23 protein-coding genes and 1 tRNA gene are annotated in these 22,972 nt (G+C 70.9%); 7 read left to right on the top strand and 17 right to left on the bottom strand.

The window, feature by feature from the left end; genetic code table 11:
- Window positions 1-29: 29 nt before the first annotated feature.
- Window positions 30-1,199, bottom strand: coding sequence for an XdhC family protein (locus J7E25_RS03410; protein ID WP_214868000.1), 1,170 nt, complete (start codon window positions 1,197-1,199; stop codon window positions 30-32).
- Between the two features lie 111 nt (window positions 1,200-1,310).
- On the opposite strand from J7E25_RS03410, the gene allB reads away from it, so the two are divergent.
- A complete protein-coding gene (allB, locus tag J7E25_RS03415; protein ID WP_214868002.1) occupies window positions 1,311-2,651 on the top strand; it encodes an allantoinase AllB in 1,341 nt (446 codons plus the stop codon).
- A gap of 119 nt (window positions 2,652-2,770) precedes the next feature.
- Here allB and uraH read toward each other — a convergent pair whose 3' ends face one another.
- Window positions 2,771-3,115 (bottom strand): hydroxyisourate hydrolase, encoded by a 345-nt coding sequence (uraH, locus tag J7E25_RS03420; protein ID WP_214868174.1) that lies wholly within the window; start codon window positions 3,113-3,115, stop codon window positions 2,771-2,773.
- Entirely contained in the window at window positions 3,112-3,627 is a 516-nt protein-coding gene (gene uraD, locus J7E25_RS03425; protein ID WP_308164338.1) for a 2-oxo-4-hydroxy-4-carboxy-5-ureidoimidazoline decarboxylase, read from the bottom strand. The genes uraH and uraD overlap by 4 nt, the downstream gene beginning before the upstream one ends.
- A gap of 46 nt (window positions 3,628-3,673) precedes the next feature.
- Here uraD and J7E25_RS03430 point away from each other — a divergent pair, with 46 nt between their 5' ends.
- On the top strand, window positions 3,674-4,243 hold the full coding sequence (locus J7E25_RS03430) for an NTP transferase domain-containing protein (RefSeq protein ID WP_214868005.1): 570 nt from the start codon (window positions 3,674-3,676) through the stop codon (window positions 4,241-4,243).
- 122 nt (window positions 4,244-4,365) lie between these two features.
- Here the strand turns inward: J7E25_RS03430 and J7E25_RS03435 are convergent, their stop codons facing one another.
- From J7E25_RS03435 to J7E25_RS03455, 5 genes are all read right to left on the bottom strand, one after another.
- A complete protein-coding gene (locus J7E25_RS03435) occupies window positions 4,366-5,244 on the bottom strand; it encodes a MurR/RpiR family transcriptional regulator (RefSeq protein WP_214868007.1) in 879 nt (292 codons plus the stop codon).
- Window positions 5,241-6,530 carry an allantoate amidohydrolase gene (locus J7E25_RS03440; protein WP_214868010.1) on the bottom strand — a complete coding sequence of 430 codons (1,290 nt, stop codon included), beginning with the start codon at window positions 6,528-6,530 and terminating at the stop codon, window positions 5,241-5,243. Before J7E25_RS03440 ends, J7E25_RS03435 begins: the two co-directional genes overlap by 4 nt.
- Window positions 6,527-7,714, bottom strand: a complete 1,188-nt coding sequence (locus J7E25_RS03445; RefSeq protein WP_214868012.1) for an alanine--glyoxylate aminotransferase family protein — start codon at window positions 7,712-7,714, stop codon at window positions 6,527-6,529. Before J7E25_RS03445 ends, J7E25_RS03440 begins: the two co-directional genes overlap by 4 nt.
- 91 nt (window positions 7,715-7,805) lie before the next feature.
- Window positions 7,806-9,425 (bottom strand): AtzH-like domain-containing protein, encoded by a 1,620-nt coding sequence (locus tag J7E25_RS03450; RefSeq protein ID WP_308164339.1) that lies wholly within the window; start codon window positions 9,423-9,425, stop codon window positions 7,806-7,808.
- A complete protein-coding gene (locus tag J7E25_RS03455) occupies window positions 9,418-10,518 on the bottom strand; it encodes an acetamidase/formamidase family protein (RefSeq protein WP_214868014.1) in 1,101 nt (366 codons plus the stop codon). The genes J7E25_RS03450 and J7E25_RS03455 overlap by 8 nt, the downstream gene beginning before the upstream one ends.
- Window positions 10,519-10,638: 120 nt before the next feature.
- Here J7E25_RS03455 and J7E25_RS03460 point away from each other — a divergent pair, with 120 nt between their 5' ends.
- Window positions 10,639-11,322, top strand: a complete 684-nt coding sequence (locus J7E25_RS03460) for a YoaK family protein (RefSeq protein WP_308164340.1) — start codon at window positions 10,639-10,641, stop codon at window positions 11,320-11,322.
- A gap of 59 nt (window positions 11,323-11,381) precedes the next feature.
- Here J7E25_RS03460 and J7E25_RS03465 read toward each other — a convergent pair whose 3' ends face one another.
- The 6 genes from J7E25_RS03465 to J7E25_RS03490 all read right to left on the bottom strand — a co-directional run bounded on the left by J7E25_RS03465 (window position 11,382) and on the right by J7E25_RS03490 (window position 16,978).
- Window positions 11,382-12,563, bottom strand: a complete 1,182-nt coding sequence (locus J7E25_RS03465; protein WP_214868016.1) for a hypothetical protein — start codon at window positions 12,561-12,563, stop codon at window positions 11,382-11,384.
- A gap of 169 nt (window positions 12,564-12,732) precedes the next feature.
- Window positions 12,733-14,352 carry a chaperonin GroEL gene (groL, locus tag J7E25_RS03470; protein WP_214868018.1) on the bottom strand — a complete coding sequence of 540 codons (1,620 nt, stop codon included), beginning with the start codon at window positions 14,350-14,352 and terminating at the stop codon, window positions 12,733-12,735.
- A 181-nt stretch (window positions 14,353-14,533) separates the two neighbouring features.
- Window positions 14,534-15,580 (bottom strand): DUF3048 domain-containing protein, encoded by a 1,047-nt coding sequence (locus tag J7E25_RS03475; RefSeq protein ID WP_214868020.1) that lies wholly within the window; start codon window positions 15,578-15,580, stop codon window positions 14,534-14,536.
- Between the two features lie 120 nt (window positions 15,581-15,700).
- Window positions 15,701-15,904, bottom strand: a complete 204-nt coding sequence (locus tag J7E25_RS03480) for a cold-shock protein (RefSeq protein WP_214868022.1) — start codon at window positions 15,902-15,904, stop codon at window positions 15,701-15,703.
- A gap of 203 nt (window positions 15,905-16,107) precedes the next feature.
- Window positions 16,108-16,653 (bottom strand): LytR C-terminal domain-containing protein, encoded by a 546-nt coding sequence (locus tag J7E25_RS03485; RefSeq protein WP_214868024.1) that lies wholly within the window; start codon window positions 16,651-16,653, stop codon window positions 16,108-16,110.
- Between the two features lie 28 nt (window positions 16,654-16,681).
- Complete coding sequence (locus tag J7E25_RS03490) at window positions 16,682-16,978, bottom strand: DUF3263 domain-containing protein (protein ID WP_214868026.1); 297 nt, start codon at window positions 16,976-16,978, stop codon at window positions 16,682-16,684.
- A 186-nt stretch (window positions 16,979-17,164) separates the two neighbouring features.
- On the opposite strand from J7E25_RS03490, the gene msrB reads away from it, so the two are divergent.
- Both msrB and J7E25_RS03500 read left to right on the top strand, forming a co-directional pair.
- On the top strand, window positions 17,165-17,566 hold the full coding sequence (msrB, locus tag J7E25_RS03495; protein ID WP_214868028.1) for a peptide-methionine (R)-S-oxide reductase MsrB: 402 nt from the start codon (window positions 17,165-17,167) through the stop codon (window positions 17,564-17,566).
- Between the two features lie 2 nt (window positions 17,567-17,568).
- Entirely contained in the window at window positions 17,569-18,117 is a 549-nt protein-coding gene (locus J7E25_RS03500; RefSeq protein ID WP_214868030.1) for a nitroreductase family protein, read from the top strand.
- On the opposite strand, the gene J7E25_RS03505 is transcribed toward J7E25_RS03500, so the two are convergent.
- The 3 genes from J7E25_RS03505 to J7E25_RS03515 form a co-directional block, all read right to left on the bottom strand.
- Window positions 18,106-19,113, bottom strand: a complete 1,008-nt coding sequence (locus J7E25_RS03505; RefSeq protein ID WP_214868031.1) for a DMT family transporter — start codon at window positions 19,111-19,113, stop codon at window positions 18,106-18,108. The two genes, J7E25_RS03500 and J7E25_RS03505, sit on opposite strands and share 12 nt — an antisense overlap.
- Window position 19,114: 1 nt before the next feature.
- Window positions 19,115-19,190: transfer RNA gene (locus J7E25_RS03510), tRNA-Thr, on the bottom strand.
- A gap of 91 nt (window positions 19,191-19,281) precedes the next feature.
- Window positions 19,282-20,202 carry a thioredoxin domain-containing protein gene (locus tag J7E25_RS03515; RefSeq protein WP_214868033.1) on the bottom strand — a complete coding sequence of 307 codons (921 nt, stop codon included), beginning with the start codon at window positions 20,200-20,202 and terminating at the stop codon, window positions 19,282-19,284.
- 268 nt (window positions 20,203-20,470) lie between these two features.
- On the opposite strand from J7E25_RS03515, the gene J7E25_RS03520 reads away from it, so the two are divergent.
- Complete coding sequence (locus tag J7E25_RS03520; protein WP_214868034.1) at window positions 20,471-21,571, top strand: ABC transporter ATP-binding protein; 1,101 nt, start codon at window positions 20,471-20,473, stop codon at window positions 21,569-21,571.
- Window positions 21,572-21,648: 77 nt separating this feature from the next.
- On the top strand, window positions 21,649-22,968 hold the full coding sequence (locus tag J7E25_RS03525) for a DUF4032 domain-containing protein (RefSeq protein WP_214868035.1): 1,320 nt from the start codon (window positions 21,649-21,651) through the stop codon (window positions 22,966-22,968).
- The last annotated feature ends 4 nt before the right edge of the window (window positions 22,969-22,972 follow it).

Raw genomic sequence — 22,972 nt, forward strand, 5'->3', positions numbered from 1 at the left:
CGCCGGGCCGGCGATCTCGCGCGGCGGGACTACGACACTCCGACCACCGCCTCCCGATCGGCGGTCGCGTGGATCGGTCCGATCGTCGCGCTGAGCGGTCGCGCATCGCGCCCCGACCGCACGGCGATCACCTCGGCGAGGATCGACACGGCGGTCTCTTCGGGCGTCACCGCGCCGAGGTCGAGACCGATCGGAGACCTGAGGCGCGCGAGCTCCGCCGCGGTGGCGCCGGCCGCGCGAAGCAGTTCGACGCGCTCCTCGTGCGTGCGCCGGGAGCCGAGCGCGCCGACGTAGGCGACCGGCAGCGAGAGTGCGAGACGCAGCAGTGGAACCTCGGTGCGCGCGTCGTGGCTCAGCACGCAGACGACCGTGCGCTCGTCGACATCGAGACGGGCGAGGTAGGCGACCGGCCGCTGCGCGACCACCTCGTGCGCGGCCGGGAACCGCTCAGCCGTCGCGAACGCCGGCCGGTGGTCGCACACGCTCACCCGGTAGCCGAGGAGCGCCGCCGCCGAGGAGAGCGCCTCGGCGAAGGCGACGGCCCCGAAGATGACCATGCGCGGCGGCGTGAGCCGGCTCTCGCAGAAGAACACGAGGTCGTCGCCGTCGCACTCGAGGCGCACGAGACCCGATCGCCCGGAGCGGACGTTCCGATCGAGTTCGGCGTCGATTCGCGCGGCGGAGATGCCGTGAACACCCGCCGCGGCGAGTTCGCCGTCGTCGAGCCCGGGGAGGCGGCCGGACGAGCCGGCGTCTCGGGGGTCATTGCCGTTCCGGCCCGGAACGACGACGCGACCGAGCAGGGCGGCCGGGCCGGCCACGAGCGTGGCGATCCCGCTCGACTCGCCCTCGAGCACCCGGTCGAACGGCTCACGATCGAGGAGGCCGGGCGCGGCCGGCTGCACGAACACGTCGATCTCGCCGCCGCAACCGAGCCCGACCGCGAAGGCGCTCTCGTCGTCGATGCCGAATCGGCCGTGCTCGACACCCTCGCCGTCGAGCACGCGTTCGCAGAGCTCGTAGACGGCGCCTTCGACGCAGCCGCCCGACACGCTCCCGGTGATCCGGCCGTCGGGATCGACGATCATCGACGCACCCGGGTCACGCGGCGCCGAGCCCGTGACGGCCGTCACCGTCGCGAGCGCGAACCGCTCGCCGCGCGCGAGTCGCGCGCTGATCTCCGCCGACAGCTCCAGCACGATGCCTCCACGTTCCGGTCCGTCGATCCTACGTCTGCACGGCTCCCTGCGAGATGATGTGCGTGCAACGAGCTGGAAACGGAGCGCTGTTAGGGTCCGTGCGGAGGAAACATGACGGCAATCGACGATCCATACGACCTCGTCGTGCACGCCGAGTCGGCGTTCATCGACGGGGCGTTCCGCGCCGCGACGATCGCGGTCCGCGACGGCCTGATCGCCGCGATCGAGCCACTCGGGCCCGCCGGGGTCGAGGCACGGTCGGAAGTGACCCTCGCTCCCGGTGAGCGCCTGATCCCGGGTCTCGTCGACACCCACGTGCACGTCAACGAGCCCGGACGCACCGAGTGGGAGGGGTTCGCGAGCGCGACGCGCGCCGCCGCCGCGGGCGGCGTCACGACGATCGTCGACATGCCGCTGAACAGCATCCCGCCCACGATCGATCCCGCCGCCCTCGCGATCAAGCGTGCCTCGGCGGCACCGCAAGCCGTCGTCGACGTCGGATTCTGGGGCGGCGCGGTGCCGGGCAACCTCGGCACCCTGCGTGAGTTGCACGACGCCGGCGTGTTCGGCTTCAAGTGCTTCCTGGCACCGTCGGGCGTCGACGAGTTCCCCCACCTCGATCACGCAGGACTGCTCGCGGCGCTCCGCGAGCTCGCCGAGTTCGACGGACTGCTCATCGTGCACGCTGAAGATCCGTCGGTGCTCACTGCGCACGAGAACGACGGCGGGCCGAGCTATCCGCGATTCGTCGACTCGCGCCCGCCCGAGGCGGAGCTCGTGGCCATCCGGGGCGTCATCGACGGCATCCGCGAAACGGGCGGCCGGGCGCACATCCTGCACCTCTCCTCGGCGGCGGCGCTCCCGCTCATCGCCGAGGCGAAGGCGGAGGGCCTCCGGCTCACCGCCGAGACGTGCCCGCACTACCTCACGCTCGACGCCGAGCACATCCCCGACGGCGCCACCGAGTTCAAGTGCTGCCCGCCGATCCGTGACGAGGGCAACCGCGATCGGCTCTGGCACGGCCTCCTCGATGGCGTGATCGACCTGATCGTCTCCGACCACTCCCCCGCGACCGCCGAGCTGAAGCTCGGCTTCGACGGCGACTTCGGCCGGGCCTGGGGCGGCATCGCCGGGCTGCAGCTCGGCCTCGCGAATGTGTGGACCGAGGCGGCGCGCCGCGACATCGGCCTCGAAAGCGTGCTCGGCTGGATGGCGCAAGCGCCGGCAGAGTTCGCCGGGCTCTCGGGCAAGGGCCGCATCGCGCTCGGCGCCGACGCCGACATCGCGGCATTCGCCCCCGACACCCGATTCACCGTCGTGCCCTCGGCGCTCGCCCACAAGAACCCGGTCTCCGCGTTCGCGGGCGCGCGGCTGCGGGGCGTCGTCACGAGCACGTGGCTTCGCGGCGTCCCCATCAGTGGTGAGCCTCGCGGGCGGCTGCTCGCCCGGTGATCGAGTGGTGCGTCCGGTGATCGAGTAGCGCCGGGCGCAGCACGACGCGTCTCGAGATTACCCAAGGGCGGCCTCGATACGCGGCGCTTCGCGTCGCTACTCGACCACCGGGTATCGCGTCAGCTGCCGCGATACGTCGAGTAGGCGAACGGGCTGAGCAGCAACGGCACGTGGTAGTGCTCGGATGCCACGGCGATCTCGAACACGATCGAGACCTCGGGGTAGAACGTCGGTCGGTCGCCGAAGTACGCGGCCGTGTCGAAGACGACGCGGTAGACGCCCTCGGGCAACTCCGCCGGGCCGAGCTCGGAGACACGGCCGTCGGCATCGGTGACGGCGGCGGCGATCGGCGCCCAGGCGGCACCGACATCGGTACGGGCTTCGAGTCGCACGTCGACGCCCTCGGCCGGCCGACCGGCCGCGGCGTCGAGCACGTGAGTCGTGACGTGGCTGCGGCCCGTCATGCCGCCACCCCGATCGGCCACGCGGCATCCGCGTACATGCGTTCGAGGCGAAGCAGCGTGATCTCGCGCAGCTGCTCGCCCACGACGGCGAGCTCGGCGTCGTCGACGAGCCGCATGCGCCTCGAGAGCTCGGCGAGGATCTCGGCCCGAGAGCGACCCGCGGCGCGGATGAGGAAGACCCGGCCGAAGCGCTCCTCGTACGCGCGATTGCCGGCGGCGATCGCTACTGCGAGCTCGGGATCCTCGGCGTCGGCCGACGACTGCTCGGAGCGGGAGAACCGCTCGGCAGTGCCGTTGCCGGCGGGCTTCTCGCCGATGCGCGGGTGGCTCGCGAGGGCCTCGTCGATCTCGGCCGGCGAGAGCGGTGAGGCGGCGTCGGATGCCGCGGCGAGCAGTGCATCGAGGGAGTCGAACGGTGCGGCATCCGCCACCTCGTCGACCCAGCGAGCGACGTGCAGGCACGCTCGCAGCTCGTCTCGGAATCGTTCTCGGGCGTCGCTCGACACGTTCACGGTGACTCCTCCCGCGCCGCACGCGCGGCTCGGGTTAACTGTAGCCATGACCGCCTCGCTGCTCGGAGTGCTCCTCGCCGCGGGTGCGGGCACGCGCATGGGGCGCCCGAAGGCGCTCGTGCGTGATGCATCGGGGGTGCCGTGGGTCGTCGACGGCTTCCGGATGCTTCGTGCGGCCGGGTGCGACCAGGTGGTCGTCGTGCTCGGCGCGGAGGCCGACGCCGCTCGCGCCCTCGTTCCCGCCGGGGCCGACGTGGTCGTGGCCGCGGACTGGGAGCGGGGACTGTCCGCTTCACTCCGAGCCGGGCTCGCGTTCGCCGCGGAAACCGACGCCGAGGCGGTGCTCGTGAGCCTCGTCGACTTGGCCGGGCTCCCCCCGGCGGTCGGCCGGCGGGTCATCGACCAGGCCGGCACCGGCGCCGAGCGCCGCGGGGCGCTCACCCGCGCCGTCTTCGTCGGTCGCCCGGGGCATCCGGTGCTCATCGGCCGCGACCACTGGACGGCCGTGGCGACCGAGGTCTCGGGCGACACGGGCGCGGGCGCGTACCTCGCCCGGCACGATGCCGTGCGCGTCGAGTGCGCCGACCTCAGCGCGGGGCTCGACCGGGACCGTTGACGGGATCGAGCGCGTCGCCCCCGCCTTCCCGTCCGCCGGCGTCGTCGCCGACCCCGTCGAATCCGTAGCCCGCCCGCGCTTCGCGTCGTCGACGATGATCGCCTCACGCAGCGACCGCTCCATCACACGCCCTCGATCTCGGCGAGGCCGCGGTAGGTGGCGTCGATGCCGGCGATGCGGGAACGACCGCGCCGGATGTCGGCGCCGAGCACGGCGCTCGCGACGAGGCTCACGAGGCTCATCGCGCTCGCATAGCTGTCGAACGCCGCCGGGCTCTCGAGCGGGCACTCGATGGCGAGGTCGGCGCGCGCGGCGAGGGCACGCCCGCTCGGATCGGTGATGAGGATGCACCGTGCCCCGGTCGCCACGACCGCGTCGAGGATCTCGGCGAACCGCGCCGGGCGGCGCCGGAACCCGACGAGCACCACAACGTCGCCCTCGCCGAGGTCGGCGAGGTCTTCACCGAGGGACTGCCCCGGTTGCGGGGCGATCCGCACGCGGCCCCGGCACTGCACGAGTTGTTCACGCAGGTGCAGGGCGACGGGATAGCTGTTGCGATAGCCGACGACGAGCACCTCGCGTGCCTCGACGAGGGCGGTGACGACGGCGTGCAGGGTTCCGCCGGCGAGCGCGTCGAGCAAGCGGGAGAGGTTCTCCCGCTCCGATGCGAGCAGTGCGGCGACGCCCTCGGGCGAGGCGGCGGGTGCGCCGGCTGCGCCGAGCGGCGTTCCGGCGCTCCGCCGGGCCAGCACGTGCTCGCGCACCTCTTGCGAGTTCGCGAACCCGAGCCGTCGATACAGGCGGCTCACGGTCGCCTTCGAGACGCCGCTCATGGCGGCCAGTTCGCTCGAGTTGTACACGGCGAGCTCGCTCACGTGATCGAGGATGAACTCGGCGATGCGCTGCTCCTGCGGGGTGAGCTGCGGCATCGCCGCCTCGATCCGGTGCTCGATGCCGCCGACTGCGGCGGGCACTGCAGCCGGCGCCGGCGGGGTGGTCATCGCGCGCCCGCGAGTCGTTCGGGCTCGGCCCGCACGCGATCGGCCACCGCGAGCACCGCGGCTTCGAACGCGTCGAGGGCGAGCGCGACATCCTGCAGCGTCACCGTCTCGTCGGGATGGTGGCTGATGCCGCCGTTGCCGCAGCGCAGGAACAGCATCGCGATGTCGGTGACCGCGCTCACGGCCATGCCGTCGTGCCCGGCGCGACTCCAGAGGGTCATGGGCTCCGCGTCGCCGGTTTGACGGATGCCGCGCTCCACCGCATCGCGGAGCCACTCCGCGCACGGCGTGGAGTCGGCGCGGTAGATCTCCCGTGACTCGAAGCGCAGCCCACGGCGCTCCGCGATCTCGCGCGCGCGGCGCCGGATCTCGGCGAGCGCGCGATCGCGATCGTCGTCGAACTCGGCACGGAGGTCGAGGCTGAAGTCGACCCGGCCCGGAATCACGTTGACGCCGCCCGGGAAGGCCTGCAGGCGGCCGACGGTCGCGATCACGCCGGATTCGCGGCCGATCTCCTCGATGCCGACGACGAGTTCGCTCGCGCCGACGAGTGCGTCGCGGCGCCGATCGTACGGTGTGCCGCCGGCGTGGCCGGCGACGCCGGTCATCGTGAACTCGAATCGGCGGGCCCCCGCGATCGAGGAGACCACGGCGAGCGCCCGGTCGGCGTCTTCAAGGGAGGGGCCCTGCTCGATGTGCACCTCGAGGTAGCCGACGAGCGACTCGGGGCGTCGTGCGGCGCTCCGGATGCGCGACGGGTCGAGGCCGAAGTCGATGAGCGCCTCGCGGAGGGTGAGTCCGTCGCGGTCGCGCGACTCCCACCACCCGGGATCGAACTCGCCGGCAAGCGCCCGGCTGCCGAGCAGCGCGTTGCCGAAGCGCGTGCCCTCCTCGTCGGTGAAGCCCACGACCTCGAGCGCGAACGGCAACCGTTCGCCGCGCCGGGCGATGCGCGCCGCGACCTCGATCGCGAGCAGCACGCCGAGCATGCCGTCGTACCTGCCCGCGTCACGCACGGTGTCGAGGTGCGAGCCGAGCAGGAGCGCCGGCAGGTCGGGATCGGCGCCCTCGAGCCGGGCGCACTGGTTGCCGCCGGCATCCTGCCATGCGGTGAGTCCGGCCTCCTCCATCCACCCCGCCGCGAGGTCGTTCGCCTTGCGGTGCTCTGGCGAGAGATGCACGCGCTCGAGCAGGTCGGGGCTCGATGAGATCGCGGCGAGCTCGTCGCAGCGGTCGAGCACTCGCTCCGCGATCGTGAGCGAGTCGGGAGCGAGCTGCGGGGTCACGCCACCGACTCCGCGTAGACGTCACGCGCAGCGCCGACACCGGCGCCCGCGGTGAGACGGTGTCCTTCGGCGCGGAGCACGTGCTCGAGCGCGGCGAGCGTCGTGAGCACCGCATCCTTGCGGGCGTTGTAGCCCATGGTGCCGATGCGCCAGATCTTTCCGTGCAGCGGGCCGAACGACGTGCCGATCTCGATCGCGAAGTCCTCGAGCAGCGCCGTGCGCACCCGGTCGCCGTCGACGCCGTCGGGGATGAAGACCCCGACGACGTTGTTCATGCGGTGGGCGCGATCGCCGAAGATCCGAAGGCCGAGCGCTGCGACCCCCTCCGCCATCGCCGCGCCGTGGAGCCGGTGACGTTCGATCGCGGCATCCATGCCCTCGTCGACGAGAAGTCGCGCGCACTCCCGCGCGCCGTAGAGCATCGAGGTCGCCTCGGTGTGGTGGTTGAGCCGCTTCTCGCCCCAATAGTCGAGGATCATCGCGAGGTCGAAGTAGTTCGAGCGGATCGGGTCGTCGCGCACGGCGTCGCCCTCGGCACGGATGCCGGCCTCGACGCTCTTGCGCGCCTCGATGCGCGCGACGGCCTTCGGGGAGAGGCTGATCGGCGAGCTTCCCGAGGGGCCGCCGAGGCACTTCTGCAGGCCGGCCGTCGCGGCGTCGAGGCCCCAGGCGTCCATCTCGAAGGCGTTGCCGCCGAGCGAGGCGGTGACATCCGTGTAGAAGATCACGCCGTGGCGTTCGCAGATCTCGCCGAGCTCATCGAGCGGCTGCGCCACGGTCGTCGACGTGTCGCCGTGCACGACCGCGAGGAGCGCGGGCTTCACCTCGACGATCGCCTGCTCGATCGCCGCCGACGTGAAGACGCCGCCCCACTCGACCTCACGAGTGTGCACCTCGGCGCCGGCGCGGCTCGCGATCTCGGCGAGGAGGTGGCCGAAGCGGCCGAAGATCAGCACGAGCACACGGTCGCCGGGAGCGACGAGGGAGACGATCGCGGCCTCGATGCCCGCTCGCGAGGTGCCGTCGACGAGGAGCGTCGCCGCGTTGCCGGTGCGGAACACCCCGCGATAGAGCTCCATCGTCTCGTTCATGTACGACGTCATCGCCGGGTCGTACTGGCCGATGAGCTGGGCCGACATCGCGCGGAGCACGCGCGGGTCGGCGTTCACGGGGCCGGGACCCATGAGCAGGCGAGGGGGCGGGTTGATCGGTGCGACGGCGATGATGACTCCCTGAATCTCGTGTTTCAGGCCACCATTCTACGCAACGCCCGTTTCAGACGTGTTTCAGGTGCTGCGACCAGCCGATCGCCGCCTCGACGAGCGCGAGATCGCTGCCTCGGGGCCCCACGAAGCAGATGCCGATCGGTGCGCCATCCGCGGTGACGCCCGGCACCGACACGGCCGGCCGGCCTGTGGCACCGGCGACGGCGGTCATCCTGAGCGTCGCCGCCCGGATCGCCTCGATCTCTGCGCCGTCGGCGTCGACGGCGGGAGCCGCGGATGCCGCCGACGGCAGCACGAGCACGGCGTCGCCGAGCGCGGCATCGAGTGCCCGGCGAGCGGCCTCGAGCCGAGCGCGGGCATCGGACGCTGCTTCGGGCGTGATCGCCGCCGCCCATTCGAATCGGGCCGCGACATCCGCGCCCAGCGCTCCCGGATGCGCCTGGATCCACGCGCCGTGCGCCGCCCAGGCCTCCGACGCCTGCACCGTTCGGAATGCGGCGTACAGCGCGTCGAGGGCGTCGCCGCCGATCGCCGGGTCGTCGAGTTCAGAGACATCCGAGCCGCCCGTGGCGAACGCCTCGACGGCTCTCGCGAATGAGCGCGCGACCTCGGGCGTCGCCGACTCGGCGAGCGCGGCCGCCGTCACGAATCCGGTACCGACGCCCCGCTGCGCCGCCGGATCGAGGCTCGCCCGCGCCGCCGCTGCAAGGGTCTCCCCGTTGCGCGTGATCCAGCCGACCGTGTCGAAGCTCGGCGCGAGGGGCAGCACGCCCTCGGTGCTCACCGCACCATGCGTCGTGCGCAGTCCCCACAGCCCCTGGTACGAGGCCGGGATGCGGATCGAGCCGGCCGTGTCGGTCGCGAGGCCGATCGTCGCGTGCCCCATCGCGACCGCCGCCGCCGGGCCACTCGACGAGCCGCCCGAGATCGCGCCGGGCACGGCCGGGTTCGGCGGGGTGCCGTAGGCCGCGTTCCGTCCGGCGATGCTGTAGGCGAACTGGTCGGTCTGTGCGATGCCGCGAACGGATGCCCCTGCCGCCTGCAGCGCGCGCAGGCTCGCCGCCGAGCGCGGCTCGGGCCCGGCACCCTCGAGGTATACGGGCACTCCGGCCCCGAGCGGGAACCCCTCGACCGCGAACACGTCCTTGACGGCGACCGTGACCCCGTCGAGCGGGCCCTGTGCCAACGCCGGGAGGAGGGGCTCGCCGACCACGCGCCAGACGCGCGGATCGAGTGCCCGGGGCGGAGCCGACACGTGCGCCGCCGCGATGCGCCACGCGCCGTCCTGCCGCTCCCAGAGCTGGGTGACGAGCCCTCGACCACCCGCGAGCGGCGCGGTGACCGCGGCGAGCCACGCGTGGTCGGCATCGATGGGCCGCACGTGCAGCGCCTCGATCACGCGCTTCGGCGCTCCCCCGCGGCGGCCGCGGAACCGGGTGATCGTGTCGCGGCCGACGAGGAGCCCGCCGTCGTCGCCGCGGATGGTCGCGGCGCCCGGCGCGAAGTACCCCTCGAGCCTCGTGAGGTCATCGGACATGAGCGCGGCCTCGTACCCGAGCGCCGCCTCGACGAGACCGTCGGGCGCTTGGGCGCCGTCGGGGAGGTGCACGGGCACGCCGTCGTGCACGGGCGCGCCGTCGGCGCCGTGCTGCGGCGTCCGCTCAGCCACGCTTCACCGCCCGGAAGTCGGAGGTGCGAATGCGAGCGTGCACGCCCTTCACGAGATCGACGACCTGCGAGATGTCGAAGTCGGTCGCCGCGCTGAGGTACGCGTAGGCGAGGTGGGGCGCCATGCCGTAGCGCGCGCCGAGGAGACCGATCGCCTGGCGCACGCAGTTCTGCATGGCGAGGTCGAGGTCGGCGTCGAGGCCCGTCGGCACGAGGTAGTCGCTCGTCTCGGCGAGCGGCCCGGCTATCTCGCCGAAGTCGCGCACCGCCGTCTCGGCCGGCACGACCTCGAACCGGATCGTGGCGCGCAGCGACGCCTCGAGCGCGGTCAGCGCGACCTCGCCGCCGCCTTGCGCGAAGTGCGGGTCGCCGACGTAGGCGAGCGCCCCGTCGACCTGCACGGGCAGGTAGAGCGAGGCGCCCTCGGTGAGGAGATTGATGTCGAGGTTGCCGCCGTGCGCGCCGGGCGGCACGGAGTGCGGCCGCTCGTCGGCATCGACCGCGACGCCCATGATGCCGAGGAACGGCGCGAGCGGGAACCGGATGCTCCGCTCCCCGCCCTCGACGAGCGGCAGGGCGCCGAACCAGGCGCCGTGCTCGTCGCGCTCGATGGGGGTGAAGACGCTGACGTTGCCCTGCCCCTGCGGGTACTCCCCCGGCAGCGCGCCGCGGCCGTGGCGATTCGAGATCACGCCGTAGGGCACGCGCGGGGTCGTGTCGACGACGGTGAGCTTCAGCAGGTCGCCGGGCCGCGCGCCGCGCACCCCGATCGGGCCGGTGACGACGTGCGGGCCGTCGGTCGCGGGGTCACGCGGATGATCGGATGCCGCGAGCGCCACGGCCTCGTCGAGCACCTGCTCGCGCTCGACACCGTGCGCCCCGAAGAACGCAGCGGGATCGCGGCCCTGGTCTTCGAGGATGCCCTCATGGCTCACCGTGTCGATGACGACCTCGTCGCCGGCGTCGACGGTGAGCACGGGCGAGTCGCCGCGCGCCGGCAGGCGGCCCCACCCGAGTGCACCCGGTTCGGCCGGGAGGTAGGTTCCCCCTTCGACGCCGGATCCGGCCTGCAGCACTCCGTGAAACCCGCCCATTCAGCATCCCATCCGTGTGTCGCCACGACTGCCGTGTGGCATCCTTGGTCGAGAGTACCGTCCCGCCCGCCCGGTGCTCGCCGACGGCGTCGACACGGGGCCGACCTGCAAGGAGACCCCGTGATCTCGACCATGCGTCGCCATCCCGCCGGAACACACCTCGGCCTCATGCTCGCCCTCACCTTCTCGACCGGCGTCATCGACGCCGTCGGCTACCTCGGCCTCGACCGCGTGTTCACGGGCAACATGACGGGCAACATCGTCATCCTGGGCATGGCCCTCACCGGCGCCGACGACCTGCCGATCATCGGCCCGGTGCTCGCCCTCGCGGGCTTCATGGTCGGTGCCGCAGTCGCCGGCCGCCTGCTCCGCGACCTCGTCGCCGGGTGGAGCAGGAGCACGACCGTGGTGTTCTCCCTGGTCGCACTCGTGCTCGTCGCGGCGGGCGTCACGATGATCGTGCTCGAAGATCCCGCCGAACCGGTGCTGCTCGGCGTCACGACCGCGCTCGGCCTCGCCATGGGAGCGCAGGCGGGCGCGGCACGCCACATCGCGGTGAAGGATGTCACGACGGTCGTCGTCACCTCGACCATCACCGGCCTCGCTGCCGACTCGGTCTTCGGCTCCCGCGTCGACAAGCACCCGTGGCGGCGACGCGCCGGCGCTATCGCCCTCATCGGCGCCGGAGCCGCGGTCGGCGCGCTCGTGCTCAACGTGCACATCGCCTTCGGCATCGCACTCTCGGCGGCCATCACGATCGTCGTGGCGGTGCTCGGCCACCTGGGCCGGCCGCGCGAGGAGTAAGCCCTCGACGAGGGTCGACCGCGAGTCCGACGTGCTCGATGCCCGATGGTGTCGCCGAGTCAGTGCGAGGCGATCCGGCCCGCGACGAGGGACGCGATCTCGCTGACCGCTGCCCGCGCCGACACGAAGTAGCCCGCCGGTGGCCCACCATCGCTCCCGGAACTCGGCGCCGGGTAGACCAGCACGCGCACCCAGTCTCCGGCGACGGTGAAGTCGAGAAGACACGCACGTGCCGGGTCGGCGCAGCGGGCGATCGCGTGCCCGGCCTCGACCCCTGTGAGCTCGACGGGCGTGCCGCCCGCATCGATCCATGCATCGCGGTAGCGGTCGAACCCCCAGATTCCGCTCGGCAGGATGCCGATCTGCCCGACCGCCGCGTCACTGTCGGACAGCCCGAGTGAGCAGCGCATCGCGCCGACCTGTTGCGTGCCGTACCAGTACTGCCCGACATGCGGTCCGTCCCACTGCAATCCCACACGGAGGTTCGGGATCGCCGTGATGCCGATGATCTCATCGGTCGGCGCGAGGGCGTCGCACTCGGAGTCGCCGATCATGCTGCTCGTCTCCGGCACCCAGCGCTCACGCGGCGTCATCGCAGCGACCGCCGCGACCATCGGGTCGACGATGCCCCTGAAGCCGGCGACGAGCTCGTCCTCGCCCGGTCCCTCGGCGGCGACGATTCCGCTCACGTGGAACTCGATCCACGTCTGCCCGATCACCCCGAAGAGCTCGCAGTTCCCGAACGTCGCACTGCCGACGGGGTCGACGCATCGAGGTCCCTGCACGTGTTCTCCGTAGGTGGGATCCGCGATCTGGTAGAGGTCGACGTACTCGATCGCCGCGTCGAGTCCTTCGGGAAGGATGCTCAGCTCGATCTCCTGGATGCTGAGTTCCGGCGCCGTGAAGGGGTCGCCCTCGAGCCCGTTGGTCCATCGACACGTGAGCGCGCCGAGCTGTTCGACCGCTGCGGCATCCGGCGTCAACCGGTCGGCTGCGGTGACGGCCGAGAGCGGTTGCCCGCTCACCCCGACGAAGGCCTGCAGCGCGCTCGCGTCGAGGAGGTCCCCGCACGTGGCGTCGATGCGAGGAGTCGGCCCTGCCGCCACCGGATCAGACGTCGGCGTCGGGGCGGGCGTCGCCGCCCCGGTGGGCGTCGGTTTCGGCTCTGACGCGACGCATCCGGCGAGCGAGAGCGCGACGAGGCCGACGGTGAGGTGGGCCGCGAAGCGGTGAAGGATCATGTGCTGACGGTAACGATCCCTCACGCATTCGAGAGGTCTCTGCGGATAACGGTTTCACTACGCCTTGCGCCCTCATCGGTGAGCTCGCCCCGAACACGCCGAAGGGCGCCTCCCGGAGGAAGACGCCCTTCGTGTCGATCGGGGCCCGAGGGCCGGAGATCGGTTCGGACTAGAAGTCCATGCCACCCGTGGGGTCGCCGGCCGGAACCGGGTTCCGCTCGGGCTTCTCGGCGACGACGGCCTCGGTCGTGAGGAAGAGGCCGGCGATCGACGCGGCGTTCTGCAGCGCCGAACGGGTCACCTTGGCGGGGTCGATGATGCCCTGCGCGATGAGGTCGCCGTACTCGCCGGTCGCGGCGTTGAGGCCGTGACCCGCGGGCAGGCCCGCGACCCGGTTCGCGACGACGCCCGGCTCGAGGCCTGCGTTCAGGGCGATCTGCTTGAGCGGAGCCTCGATCGCGACGCGCACGATGTTCGCACCGGTCGCCTCGTCGCCCGTGAGCTCGAGCGTCGCGAACGCACGTGCACCGGCCTGGATCAGGGCGACGCCACCACCGGCGACGATGCCCTCTTCGACGGCGGCCTTCGCATTGCGGACGGCGTCTTCGATGCGGTGCTTGCGCTCCTTGAGCTCGACCTCGGTCGCAGCGCCCGCCTTGATGACGGCGACGCCGCCGGCGAGCTTCGCGAGACGCTCCTGGAGCTTCTCACGATCGTAGTCCGAGTCGGTGTTCTCGATCTCGGCACGGATCTGCGCCACGCGGCCGGCGATGGCCTCGTGGTCGCCCGCGCCCTCGACGATCGTGGTCTCGTCCTTGGTGATGACGACCTTGCGGGCCTGGCCGAGCAGGTCGAGGGTTGCGTTCTCGAGCTTGAGGCCGACCTCTTCGGAGATGACCTGGCCGCCGGTGAGGATCGCGATGTCCTGGAGCTGCGCCTTGCGACGGTCGCCGAAGCCGGGAGCCTTGACGGCGACCGACTTGAAGATGCCGCGGATCTTGTTCACGACGAGGGTCGCGAGCGCTTCGCCGTCGACGTCCTCAGCGATGATGAGGAGCTGCTTGCCGGTCTGGATGACCTTGTCGACGATCGGCAGCAGGTCCTTGATGTTCGAGACCTTGCTGTTGACGATCAGGATGTACGGGTCTTCGAAGACCGCTTCCTGGCGCTCGGGGTCGGTGACGAAGTAGGCCGAGAGGTAGCCCTTGTCGAAGCGCATGCCCTCGGTGAGCTCGAGCTCGGTGCCGAAGGTGTTCGACTCCTCGACGGTGACGACACCCTCCTTGCCGACCTTGTCGATCGCCTCGGCGATGATCGCGCCGATCTCGGGGTCGGCGGCGGAGATCGATGCGGTGGCCGCGATCTCTTCCTTGGTCTCGATCTCCTTGGCCGCGGAGAGCAGCTCGGCGGTGACGGCCGCGACGGCCTTCTCGATGCCGCGCTTCAGCGAGATCGGGTCGGCGCCTGCGGCGACGTTGCGAAGGCCCTCGCGTACGAGTGCCTGGGCGAGGACGACCGACGTGGTGGTGCCGTCGCCGGCGACGTCATCGGTCTTCTTCGCGACCTCCTTGACGAGCTCGGCGCCGATCTTCTCGTACGGGTCGTCGAGCTCGATCTCCTTGGCGATCGACACACCGTCGTTCGTGATGGTGGGCGCGCCCCACTTCTTCTCGAGCACGACGTTGCGGCCACGCGGGCCGAGGGTCACCTTCACCGCGTCGGCGAGCTGGTTGAGGCCACGCTCGAGGCCGCGACGGGCCTCCTCGTTGAAAGCAATGATCTTTGCCATGTGTGTTTCTCGTCCTTTCCCGGACGTCTTCAAAGATTCGTTGGGTTAGCACTCAAAACGAGTGAGTGCTAAGAAGATTCTGGCACTCGACCGCCGCGAGTGCAAGCGAGCTCGAGCCGCCTCGGCAGCGCCCGTCAGACACGCCGTCGCACGAAGGTCGCGAACGACGCAGCTGGACGCCCTACGGGGCGAACGTCACCGATCCCTCGTTCGGAACGAGCTCGACCCACGTGTTTCCGGGTGCGAGCCGCAGCCGGCTGCCGTCGTCGGCGGTGAGCACGATCGGCGAGGCCGCGGCATCCTTCGACCACGTGCCGTGTGCAGTGCGACCGCCGACCGAGACCCACACCTCGCCCGAGCCGATCATGATCGTGCGCGGCACCTCGCCGAAGGTCCAGTCGATTCCGACGCGCAGGGTCACCACATTCGTCGTCCGCACACGCTCACCCGACGCCTCGACGTCGGGCTCGCCCTCCTGCAGGCGCAGCCAGACGGATGCCGCGGCATCCCACTCCCACCCGGGGAACCGCGCCTCGGAGAACACGAGGTCGATGCGCGAGGTGGGGCCCGCCGCGAGCGACGGCGCGGCGAGCGGATCGGCCGAACCGTAGGCGAACTGCACGGGCGGCGGCGCGAGCTCCGAGTTGCGCGCCACGACCTCACGGCCGGCGAGGATCACGTCGTGGGGCCCGGGCCGATCATCTGCGCGGTGGAACAGGCCGGTGTCGTCGTAGTCGAACACGACGTTGACGAGCGGCGTCGACCTCATCATGTTGACGAAGTGCTCCTGCCCTCCGGAGTAGGCGATGATGCCGCCGAACGGAGTGGCGATGTCGGGGTCCATCGGGCGGATCGAGCGCACCGGTCCGACCTCGTCGGGCACATCCGTGTGCCACACGACGAGATATCGCGTGATGCCGCCCTCGACGAGCTCCTCGAAGGCGATGTCGCTGCGATTCAGGGCGATCTGCGGCCGCGCATCCACGTGGTTGTCGATCTTGACACTGAGGGCGGGATGGCCGAGCGGCGCTTCGATCATCGTTCCCCGCAACGGCGCGAACGACACCGCGATGGTCGGGGTGGTGGCGCCGGGGCGACCGGGCTCGCTGGGCGCCGGACCGAGTTCGGGTGCAGCACTCTGGCATCCAACGAGCAGCATCACGGATGCCGCGAGCACACCGAGCGTCGCGAGTCGTCGTCGCGATGGCTCCCCAGCCGGCCCCCTCATGGCGTCATGGTAGTCGCGAAGCGCGCCGGACGAGGGCGCCACCGCGGCGCGCCCTTCCCGAAGTGCCGGCGATGCGCGAACGCGCCGCCGGATTGCCGGCGACGCGTTCATCAGCGCGACTCAGGCGGGGCGAACCGCCTCGGCCTGCGGACCCTTGGAACCCGTGCCGACCTCGAAGACGACCTGCTGGCCTTCTTCGAGCACCTTGTATCCGGACATATCGATCGCAGAGTAGTGGACGAAGACGTCTTGGCCGTCACCGTCGACGGTGATGAAGCCGTACCCCTTCTCAGCGTTGAACCACTTGACGGTTCCGTTCGCCATGCGTTGCTCCCATATTGCTGTGTGTGGATCGGCACGTGCCTGTCGCCTGTACCGGGCCCCAGAATCGTGCGGCGGGCACCGCGGGCGGTACCGGGAGTTCACACGGGATTGAGCGACCAATTCCAGATACTAACGACGTGACGCGCGGGCACAAGAGTCTTGACGCAAGGAATGGTCGCAGATTGGCAACGATTCGCTCGAGATCAGCCTGTCGTGGCGTCTGCGTAGTCGGATCCGAGCACGACGACGAGTGGCGTCTCGGTTCCGGCGAACTGGTCGGAGAGCCGCACGTCGGCTTCGGGCAGGAGCTGGGCCACGCCCCGGGCGGCACCCTCGAGCTCGGCCGCGGTGTAGTAGACGACGGTCTCGGTGAGGTCGCTCGTGCTCGCGTTCGCCGTCGTGCCCACCGGCACGCCGCCTGCAGTGAGGGTCTCGGCGGCCCGCGCTGCGAGCCCCGAGGTGGCCGTGCCGTTCAGCACGAGCACCGCGATGTCGGGGGCGATCGTCGGCGCGGCGGTGGCGACCGGCTCGGGGGTCGGGGTGGCCACGGGCGGTGCGAGGAAGTTCAGGCGATCGTTGGAGATGACGACGGCGCCGATGCCCACGGCCGCGAGCACGACCGTGGCGAGTGCAGCCCAGCCGAACGCCACCCACCTGGCGCCACGACGCGCAGGCGCACGATGCGCCCCCACCCGCTCGATGCCGTGCGGGATGGAGTCGAATCGATCGCGGGGGAACTTCTGCGCCATGGGTCCAGTCGTCGGGTTCGGGGCCGGCTCAATCGAGCGATCGGCCGATCGAGAGCGAACGCCGGGAGCGCGCCGCCACACGCGCCTCACGCATCCGCTGGAGTCGTTTGATGAGCATCGGGTCGTGCCGGAGAGCTGACGGCGAGTCGATGAGCTCGCCGAGAATCCGATAGTAGCGGGCGGCCGAGAGTCCGAATTCCTCCCTGATCGCGTCGGCCTTCGCACCGGGGTGCTGCCACGCTCTCGCCTCGAACGCGAGGATCTGCATCTCCCGCTCGTCGAGCGCCGGCTCGTCGCGGTGGGCGGGCACGCGCTCGGCGCTCATCCGTTCCTCCCGTCGCGGCGGATGGTCCGCCTGCAGCACATCCTAGGCACCTCGGGCATGGAGTGAGCCGAGCGGCGACGGCGTGTGAGGCGCGGAACAGGCGGCCACCGGCCGACGTTGCAGTTCTGTGCAGGAAGACCTGCGAGCATGGTGGGGCCATCGTGGCCGACGCCGAGAGGAGTGCTCATGGAATACCGCGTGAACAAGAGCGATGAGGAATGGCGCGCCGAGCTCGACGCCGACCGGTTCGCGGTGCTCCGCGAGGCGGCCACCGAACGGCCGTGGACCGGCGAACTCCTCGACGAGGAGCGTGCCGGTGTCTACTCGTGCGCGGCGTGCGGCGCCGAGCTGTTCAAGAGCGGCACGAAGTTCGACTCCGGTTGCGGATGGCCGAGCTTCTACGAGTCGGTACGGCCCGAGGCGGTCGAACTCCTCGAAGACACCTCCCTCGGCACGGTGCGCACCGAGGTGCGCTGCGCGGCCTGCGGCTCCCACCTCGGCCACGTCTTCCCCGACGGCTTCGGCACGCCCACCGGCGATCGCTACTGCATGAACTCGATCGCCCTCGACTTCACCGCTGAGCCCTGAGCGTGGCATCCGCGCGCGAGGCTGCGCTCACGCGGCGGTCGTCGTCGAAGGTGACGGATGCCGCACCCGACGACGACACGATCGTGTCGCTGCTCGAGGCCGCTGCACGGGTCGCCGACCACGCTTCGCTCCGTCCCTGGCGGGTGATCGCGCTCCGCGGAGCGGCGCGCGCCAGGCTCGGCGAGGCCCTCGCCGCCGCGGCCGGCCTTGAAGGAGAGCACGCGTCACGCCTGGCGGCGAAGCCGCTCCGGGCGCCGCTGCTCCTCGCGATCGTCGCCGCCACCACGACGCACCCGAAGGTTCCCGAGTGGGAGCAGGAGGCGTCGGCAGCCGGCGTCGGGCACGTGCTCAGCCTGCTGCTCGACGAAGCCGGATGGGGCGTGATGTGGCGCACCGGGCCCTACACGCGGCATCCGCTCGTCGCTCGCATGCATGGGCTCGGCGAACACGAGCGCCTGCTCGGCTGGCTCTACGTCGGCGGACGCATCTCCCGCCCGCGCGGCGAACGCGACGGCTCGATCGCGGCCGGCCGATTCAGCTCACTCGACTGACGCCCGCTCCGCCTGGCCGGCCGGCAGGGCCGCGACGTGCTTGCGGCGCGACCACCTGATGCTCGCCACGACGACTGCGACGAGGGCGAGCGCCGTGCCGCCGACGGTCGCGACATCGACCGCGCGCCCACCGGTGGGCAGCACGAGATCGAGCGTGAGCGCCGCGGCGAGCTGCCCCGCGACTCCGCAGAGCGCGAGCAGCAGCACGCCCACCATGCGCACGAGCGCCGCCTGGCCGGCGATGAAGATGCAGCCGATGGCTCCGCCCGCGTAGAGCCACGGCTCGCTCGGCAGCGACTCGGGCCAGCCGGCGATCGCCGCGTGCACGAGCACGACGACGACGAGCGCGGCGGTGCCGACCGCGAAGTTGAACACGGTCGCCGTGAGGGCGCTGCCGGCCTCGATCTTGACGCGGCCGTTCACCGCCTGCTGCCAGCCCACGGCGATGCCGGCGAGGAATGGGAACAGCATGAGCCAGAGCGGCACCTCGTGCGCGAGTTGCGCCGACACGGCCCAGCCGATCGCGGCGAGCGCCAGCACGGCGCCGATGACACGGGTGACGGTGAGCGGCCGCCGGCCGCCCGGCCCGAGCCCGACGAGGTCGAAGACGATGCCGCCGATGGTCTGGCCGGCGACGATCGCGACCGTGAAGAGCGCGACCCCGATCACCCCGGCCGAGAGGCCCTGCGTCGTGACGAACCATGCCCCCGAGAGACCGCCGAGCACCATCCACCACGCGAGGCGGCGCTCGCGCAGCGCTGCGCCGACGCGCGCGAATCCGGCACGACCAGGCCGCCAGAGGGCGAGGCTCACGAGGAGGATCGCGAGCCCGCTGCCGAAGGAGATGGCGGCCGCGGTGAAGGCGTCGTCGATCGCTCCGGCGAGCTGCCCGTTGATGCGGGACTGCACCGCCGTGAGCGCCCCGCACGCGAGGGCGAACACGACCGCGAGCCAGAGCGGCAGTCGTGCGCGCTCGGCGTGGGGGTGTGTGCTCATGTGGAGCCGCCTGCGGGACTCGAACCCGCAACCACCGCTTTACAAGAGCGGTGCGCTACCAATTGCGCCAAGGCGGCGAGGGTGTTGCCTCCCCGACATCCTACCGACAGCACGAAGGCCCGGCACGGTGCCGGGCCTTCGTGGACGATCACGGTCGCCGCGGCGACGCTACGAGGCGGGCGTCGGCGTGGGGGTCGGCGTCGGGTTCTCCTCGAAGCTCTGGCCGGCCGCCTGGAGCACGAACAACTGGAACTCGGCCGGGTCGTCGAGCGAGCCCTGGTACTGGTTGCCGTTCACGAGCACGGTCGGAGTGCCCGTGATCGACTCGAGGTCGGAGTTCGGCACCGGCGAGGTGAGTGCGCGGTTCGTGGCATCCTGCACCCAGGCCTTGAACTGCACGTCGTCGATGCACTTCTCGACCGTGGAGCGCGAGCTCACATCGGCCTCTTTCGTGAGGCCCTTGATCTCGTCGTTCGTGAGCCCCGTGGAGCCCTCTTCGGGCTGGTTCGCGAAGAGCAGCTCGTTGAAGTCGAAGAACGACTCCGGTGACGAGTTCGCGACGCATGCCGCCGCGTTCGCCGCGCGCAGCGAGTACTGCGTGCCGGCCGACTTGTTGGTGAGGATGGCGATGGGGTGCACCTCGAGGGTCGCGGCGCCCGACTCGACCATGGTGCGGATCGATTCGGAGTTCGTCTCCTCGAACTGCCCGCAGAACGGGCAGAGGTAGTCGATGTACATGACGATGTTCGCGACCGTGCCGCTGTCGTCGGGGACGGAGGGCGTGGGGGTGGCCTGGGGCTTCAGGGCCGGCGTCTCGACGGCCTCGATTCCGGACTCGCCGCCGACGAGCACGATGCCGTCGCTCGCCATGTTGCGCGGGCCCGGGCCATCGGGCCGCTGGCCCTGCATGATCAGCGTGAAGATGAGCGCACCGATCGCGACGACCGCGACGATGATGCCGCCCTGGATGAACACCTTGTTGCGGCGTTCCCGCTTCTTCTGCCCCTCCCGGAGGGCCTTGGCCTTCTCCCGTGCCGCTTCTCTGCGATCGTTACGGGTGGGGCGTGGCTGATTTCCGCCGCTGGTCATCGATGGTCACTCCGGTCGCTGTGGGGCGCGCTCATATGCGAGCGAACGCACCCACGATAGTAGGTCTGGCGTCTGGGAATTCCCCAAACGGATGCCGCACGCGAGCCGTGTCCCGGCTGCATCCCGTCACGTCGCACGGCAAGGGGGATTCCCCACACGCGTACGACGACGCCGCGAGCGCGTGCGATACTGGGTGGGCGTCGACGTCGACGCAGTCCATCACTACGGATCGTCCGGCACGTACCTGCCGGTGAAGGAGAACAGAACCATGGCGTCAGTCACGTTCGACAAGGCCACCCGCCTCTACCCCGGCGGGAATCGCCCGGCCGTCGACAAGCTCGACCTCGAGGTCGCAGACGGCGAGTTCCTCGTACTCGTCGGCCCTTCCGGCTGCGGCAAGTCGACCTCGCTCCGCATGCTCGCGGGTCTCGAAGAGGTCAACGAAGGCAACATCCTCATCGGCGACCGCAACGTCACCGACGTGCCCCCGAAGGATCGCGACATCGCGATGGTCTTCCAGAACTACGCGCTCTACCCCCACATGACCGTCGCCGAGAACATGGGCTTCGCGCTCAAGATCGCGGGCGTCGGCAAGGAGGAGCGCGCAGCTCGGGTGCTCGAGGCGGCGAAGCTCCTCGACCTCGAGCCCTACCTCGCTCGCAAGCCGAAGGCGCTCTCGGGCGGCCAGCGTCAGCGCGTCGCCATGGGCCGCGCGATCGTGCGCCAGCCGCAGGTGTTCCTCATGGACGAGCCGCTGTCGAACCTCGACGCGAAGCTCCGCGTGCAGACCCGCACCCAGATCGCCTCGCTCCAGCGTCGTCTCGGCGTCACCACGGTGTACGTCACGCACGACCAGACCGAGGCGCTCACCATGGGTGACCGCATCGCCGTGCTGAAAGACGGAATCCTGCAGCAGGTCGGCACCCCGCGCGACCTCTACGAGAAGCCGCAGAACGTGTTCGTCGCAGGCTTCATCGGCTCGCCGGCCATGAACCTGTTCCACGCCGACCTCGTCGACGAGGGCATCATGTTCGGCACCGCCACGGTGCCCGTCGACCGCGAGACGCTCGCCGAGTCGACCGGCAAGGTCGCGACCATCGGCGTGCGTCCCGAAGACATCGTCGTGTCGCCCCACGAGGGCGAGGGCCTCGCGGTCGACGTCGACCTCGTCGAGGAGCTCGGCGCCGACGGGTACCTCTACGGCCACTCCACGGTCGAGGGCAAGCGCACCGACATCGTCGCTCGCGTCGACGGCCGCATGCACCCGAACGCGGGCGAGCGCGTGTACCTCACGGCCACGCCGCACCACGTGCACATCTTCGACGCCGAGTCGGGCCTCCGTCTCAGCAAGAAGGCCGTGGTGAGCTGATCGTTCACCTGTTGAACGCCGATGCCGGCCGGGGCGACCCGGCCGGCATCGGCATTTTTGGATACGCTGAAGCGACAATGAGCGGTTCTCTCTCCATCACGTCGGCCATGGCCGACCCGGCGCTTCTCGACCTTCCGTGGGATCTCCCCCTCGAGGCGTGGCCCAACGAGACCATCGCGGCGCTCCCGAAGGGCATCTCGCGACACCTCGTGCGCTTCGCCCACTTGAGCGGCCACATCGTGGCCATCAAGGAGACCACCGACGACATGGCCAAGGGCGAGTACGAGATGCTGCGCACGCTGCAGCGCCTCGAGATCCCCTGCGTCGAGCCTGCAGCCGTCATCACCAATCGCACGGATTCCGAAGGGGATGCGCTGAAGCCCGTGCTCGTCACCCGGCATCTCCGGTTCTCCCTGCCATACCGTGCCCTGTTCTCGCAGACGCTCCGCCCCGACACCGCGACCCGACTCGTCGACGCGCTCGCGGTGCTGCTCGTGCGGCTGCACATCGTCGGGTTCTTCTGGGGCGACGTGTCGCTCTCGAACACCCTGTTCCGTCGCGATGCCGGCGCATTCGCGGCGTACCTCGTCGACGCCGAGACCGGCAAGCTGTACTCCGGCGGCCTCTCGAACGGGCAGCGCGAGAACGATCTCGAGATCGCCCGGGTCAACATCGCCGGCGAGCTCCTCGATCTCGAGGCCGGCGGCCGCGTCGCCGACGAGCTCGACCCGGTCAACATCTCCAACGGCATCGTCGACGCCTACCGCAGCCTCTGGACCGAGCTCACCGGGCCCGAATCCTTCCCCGGGGCGGAGCGGTGGCGCATCAACGAGCGCGTGAACCGGCTGAACGACCTCGGCTTCGACATCGAGGAGCTCGCGATCAAGACCGACGGCACGGGCACCACGGTGCGCATCCAGCCGAAGGTCGTCGACGCGGGCCACCACCAGCGCCGCCTGTTGCGGCTCACGGGCCTCGATGCCGGAGAGAACCAGGCACGGCGCCTGCTGAACGACCTCGACTCGTACCGAGCCGCCTACGGCAAGGCCGATCTCGACGAGGAGATGGTCGCCCACGAGTGGCTCATGCGCGTCTTCGAGCCCGTCGTGCGCGCCATCCCCACCGAACTGCGTGGCAAGCTCGAACCGGCCGAGGTGTTCCACCAGTTGCTCGAGCACCGCTGGTATCTCGCGCAGCAGTCCGCCAGCGACGTGCCGCTCGCCGAAGCCGTCACCTCGTACGTCAACAACGTGCTGCGCCACCGCCGCGACGAGGCGACCGTGATCGACCCGCCGACCGGTGCGTTCACGCTGCCGATCGAGACCATTCCCACCGATACGGCCGCGATCAGTGCGATCGATCCCGACGACGAAGACGACTGGCGCCTCAAGGTCTGAGGCG

The organism is Agromyces sp. ISL-38 (genome assembly GCF_018613935.1).
Taxonomy (GTDB): Bacteria; Actinomycetota; Actinomycetes; order Actinomycetales; family Microbacteriaceae; genus Agromyces.

Excerpts from the sequence above, each read along its gene's own strand:
- allB (WP_214868002.1), top strand. The coding sequence starts at position 1,311 with ATGACGGCAATCGACGATCCATACGACCTCGTCGTGCACGCCGAGTCG.
- uraH (WP_214868174.1), bottom strand. The coding sequence starts at position 3,115 with ATGACGGGCCGCAGCCACGTCACGACTCACGTGCTCGACGCCGCGGCC.
- J7E25_RS03430 (WP_214868005.1), top strand. The coding sequence starts at position 3,674 with ATGACCGCCTCGCTGCTCGGAGTGCTCCTCGCCGCGGGTGCGGGCACG.
- J7E25_RS03435 (WP_214868007.1), bottom strand. The coding sequence starts at position 5,244 with ATGACCACCCCGCCGGCGCCGGCTGCAGTGCCCGCCGCAGTCGGCGGC.
- J7E25_RS03445 (WP_214868012.1), bottom strand. The coding sequence starts at position 7,714 with ATGGGTCCCGGCCCCGTGAACGCCGACCCGCGCGTGCTCCGCGCGATG.
- J7E25_RS03455 (WP_214868014.1), bottom strand. The coding sequence starts at position 10,518 with ATGGGCGGGTTTCACGGAGTGCTGCAGGCCGGATCCGGCGTCGAAGGG.
- J7E25_RS03465 (WP_214868016.1), bottom strand. The coding sequence starts at position 12,563 with ATGATCCTTCACCGCTTCGCGGCCCACCTCACCGTCGGCCTCGTCGCG.
- groL (WP_214868018.1), bottom strand. The coding sequence starts at position 14,352 with ATGGCAAAGATCATTGCTTTCAACGAGGAGGCCCGTCGCGGCCTCGAG.
- J7E25_RS03475 (WP_214868020.1), bottom strand. The coding sequence starts at position 15,580 with ATGAGGGGGCCGGCTGGGGAGCCATCGCGACGACGACTCGCGACGCTC.
- J7E25_RS03480 (WP_214868022.1), bottom strand. The coding sequence starts at position 15,904 with ATGGCGAACGGAACCGTCAAGTGGTTCAACGCTGAGAAGGGGTACGGC.
- J7E25_RS03485 (WP_214868024.1), bottom strand. The coding sequence starts at position 16,653 with ATGGCGCAGAAGTTCCCCCGCGATCGATTCGACTCCATCCCGCACGGC.
- J7E25_RS03490 (WP_214868026.1), bottom strand. The coding sequence starts at position 16,978 with ATGAGCGCCGAGCGCGTGCCCGCCCACCGCGACGAGCCGGCGCTCGAC.
- msrB (WP_214868028.1), top strand. The coding sequence starts at position 17,165 with ATGGAATACCGCGTGAACAAGAGCGATGAGGAATGGCGCGCCGAGCTC.
- J7E25_RS03505 (WP_214868031.1), bottom strand. The coding sequence starts at position 19,113 with ATGAGCACACACCCCCACGCCGAGCGCGCACGACTGCCGCTCTGGCTC.
- J7E25_RS03515 (WP_214868033.1), bottom strand. The coding sequence starts at position 20,202 with ATGACCAGCGGCGGAAATCAGCCACGCCCCACCCGTAACGATCGCAGA.
- J7E25_RS03520 (WP_214868034.1), top strand. The coding sequence starts at position 20,471 with ATGGCGTCAGTCACGTTCGACAAGGCCACCCGCCTCTACCCCGGCGGG.
- J7E25_RS03525 (WP_214868035.1), top strand. The coding sequence starts at position 21,649 with ATGAGCGGTTCTCTCTCCATCACGTCGGCCATGGCCGACCCGGCGCTT.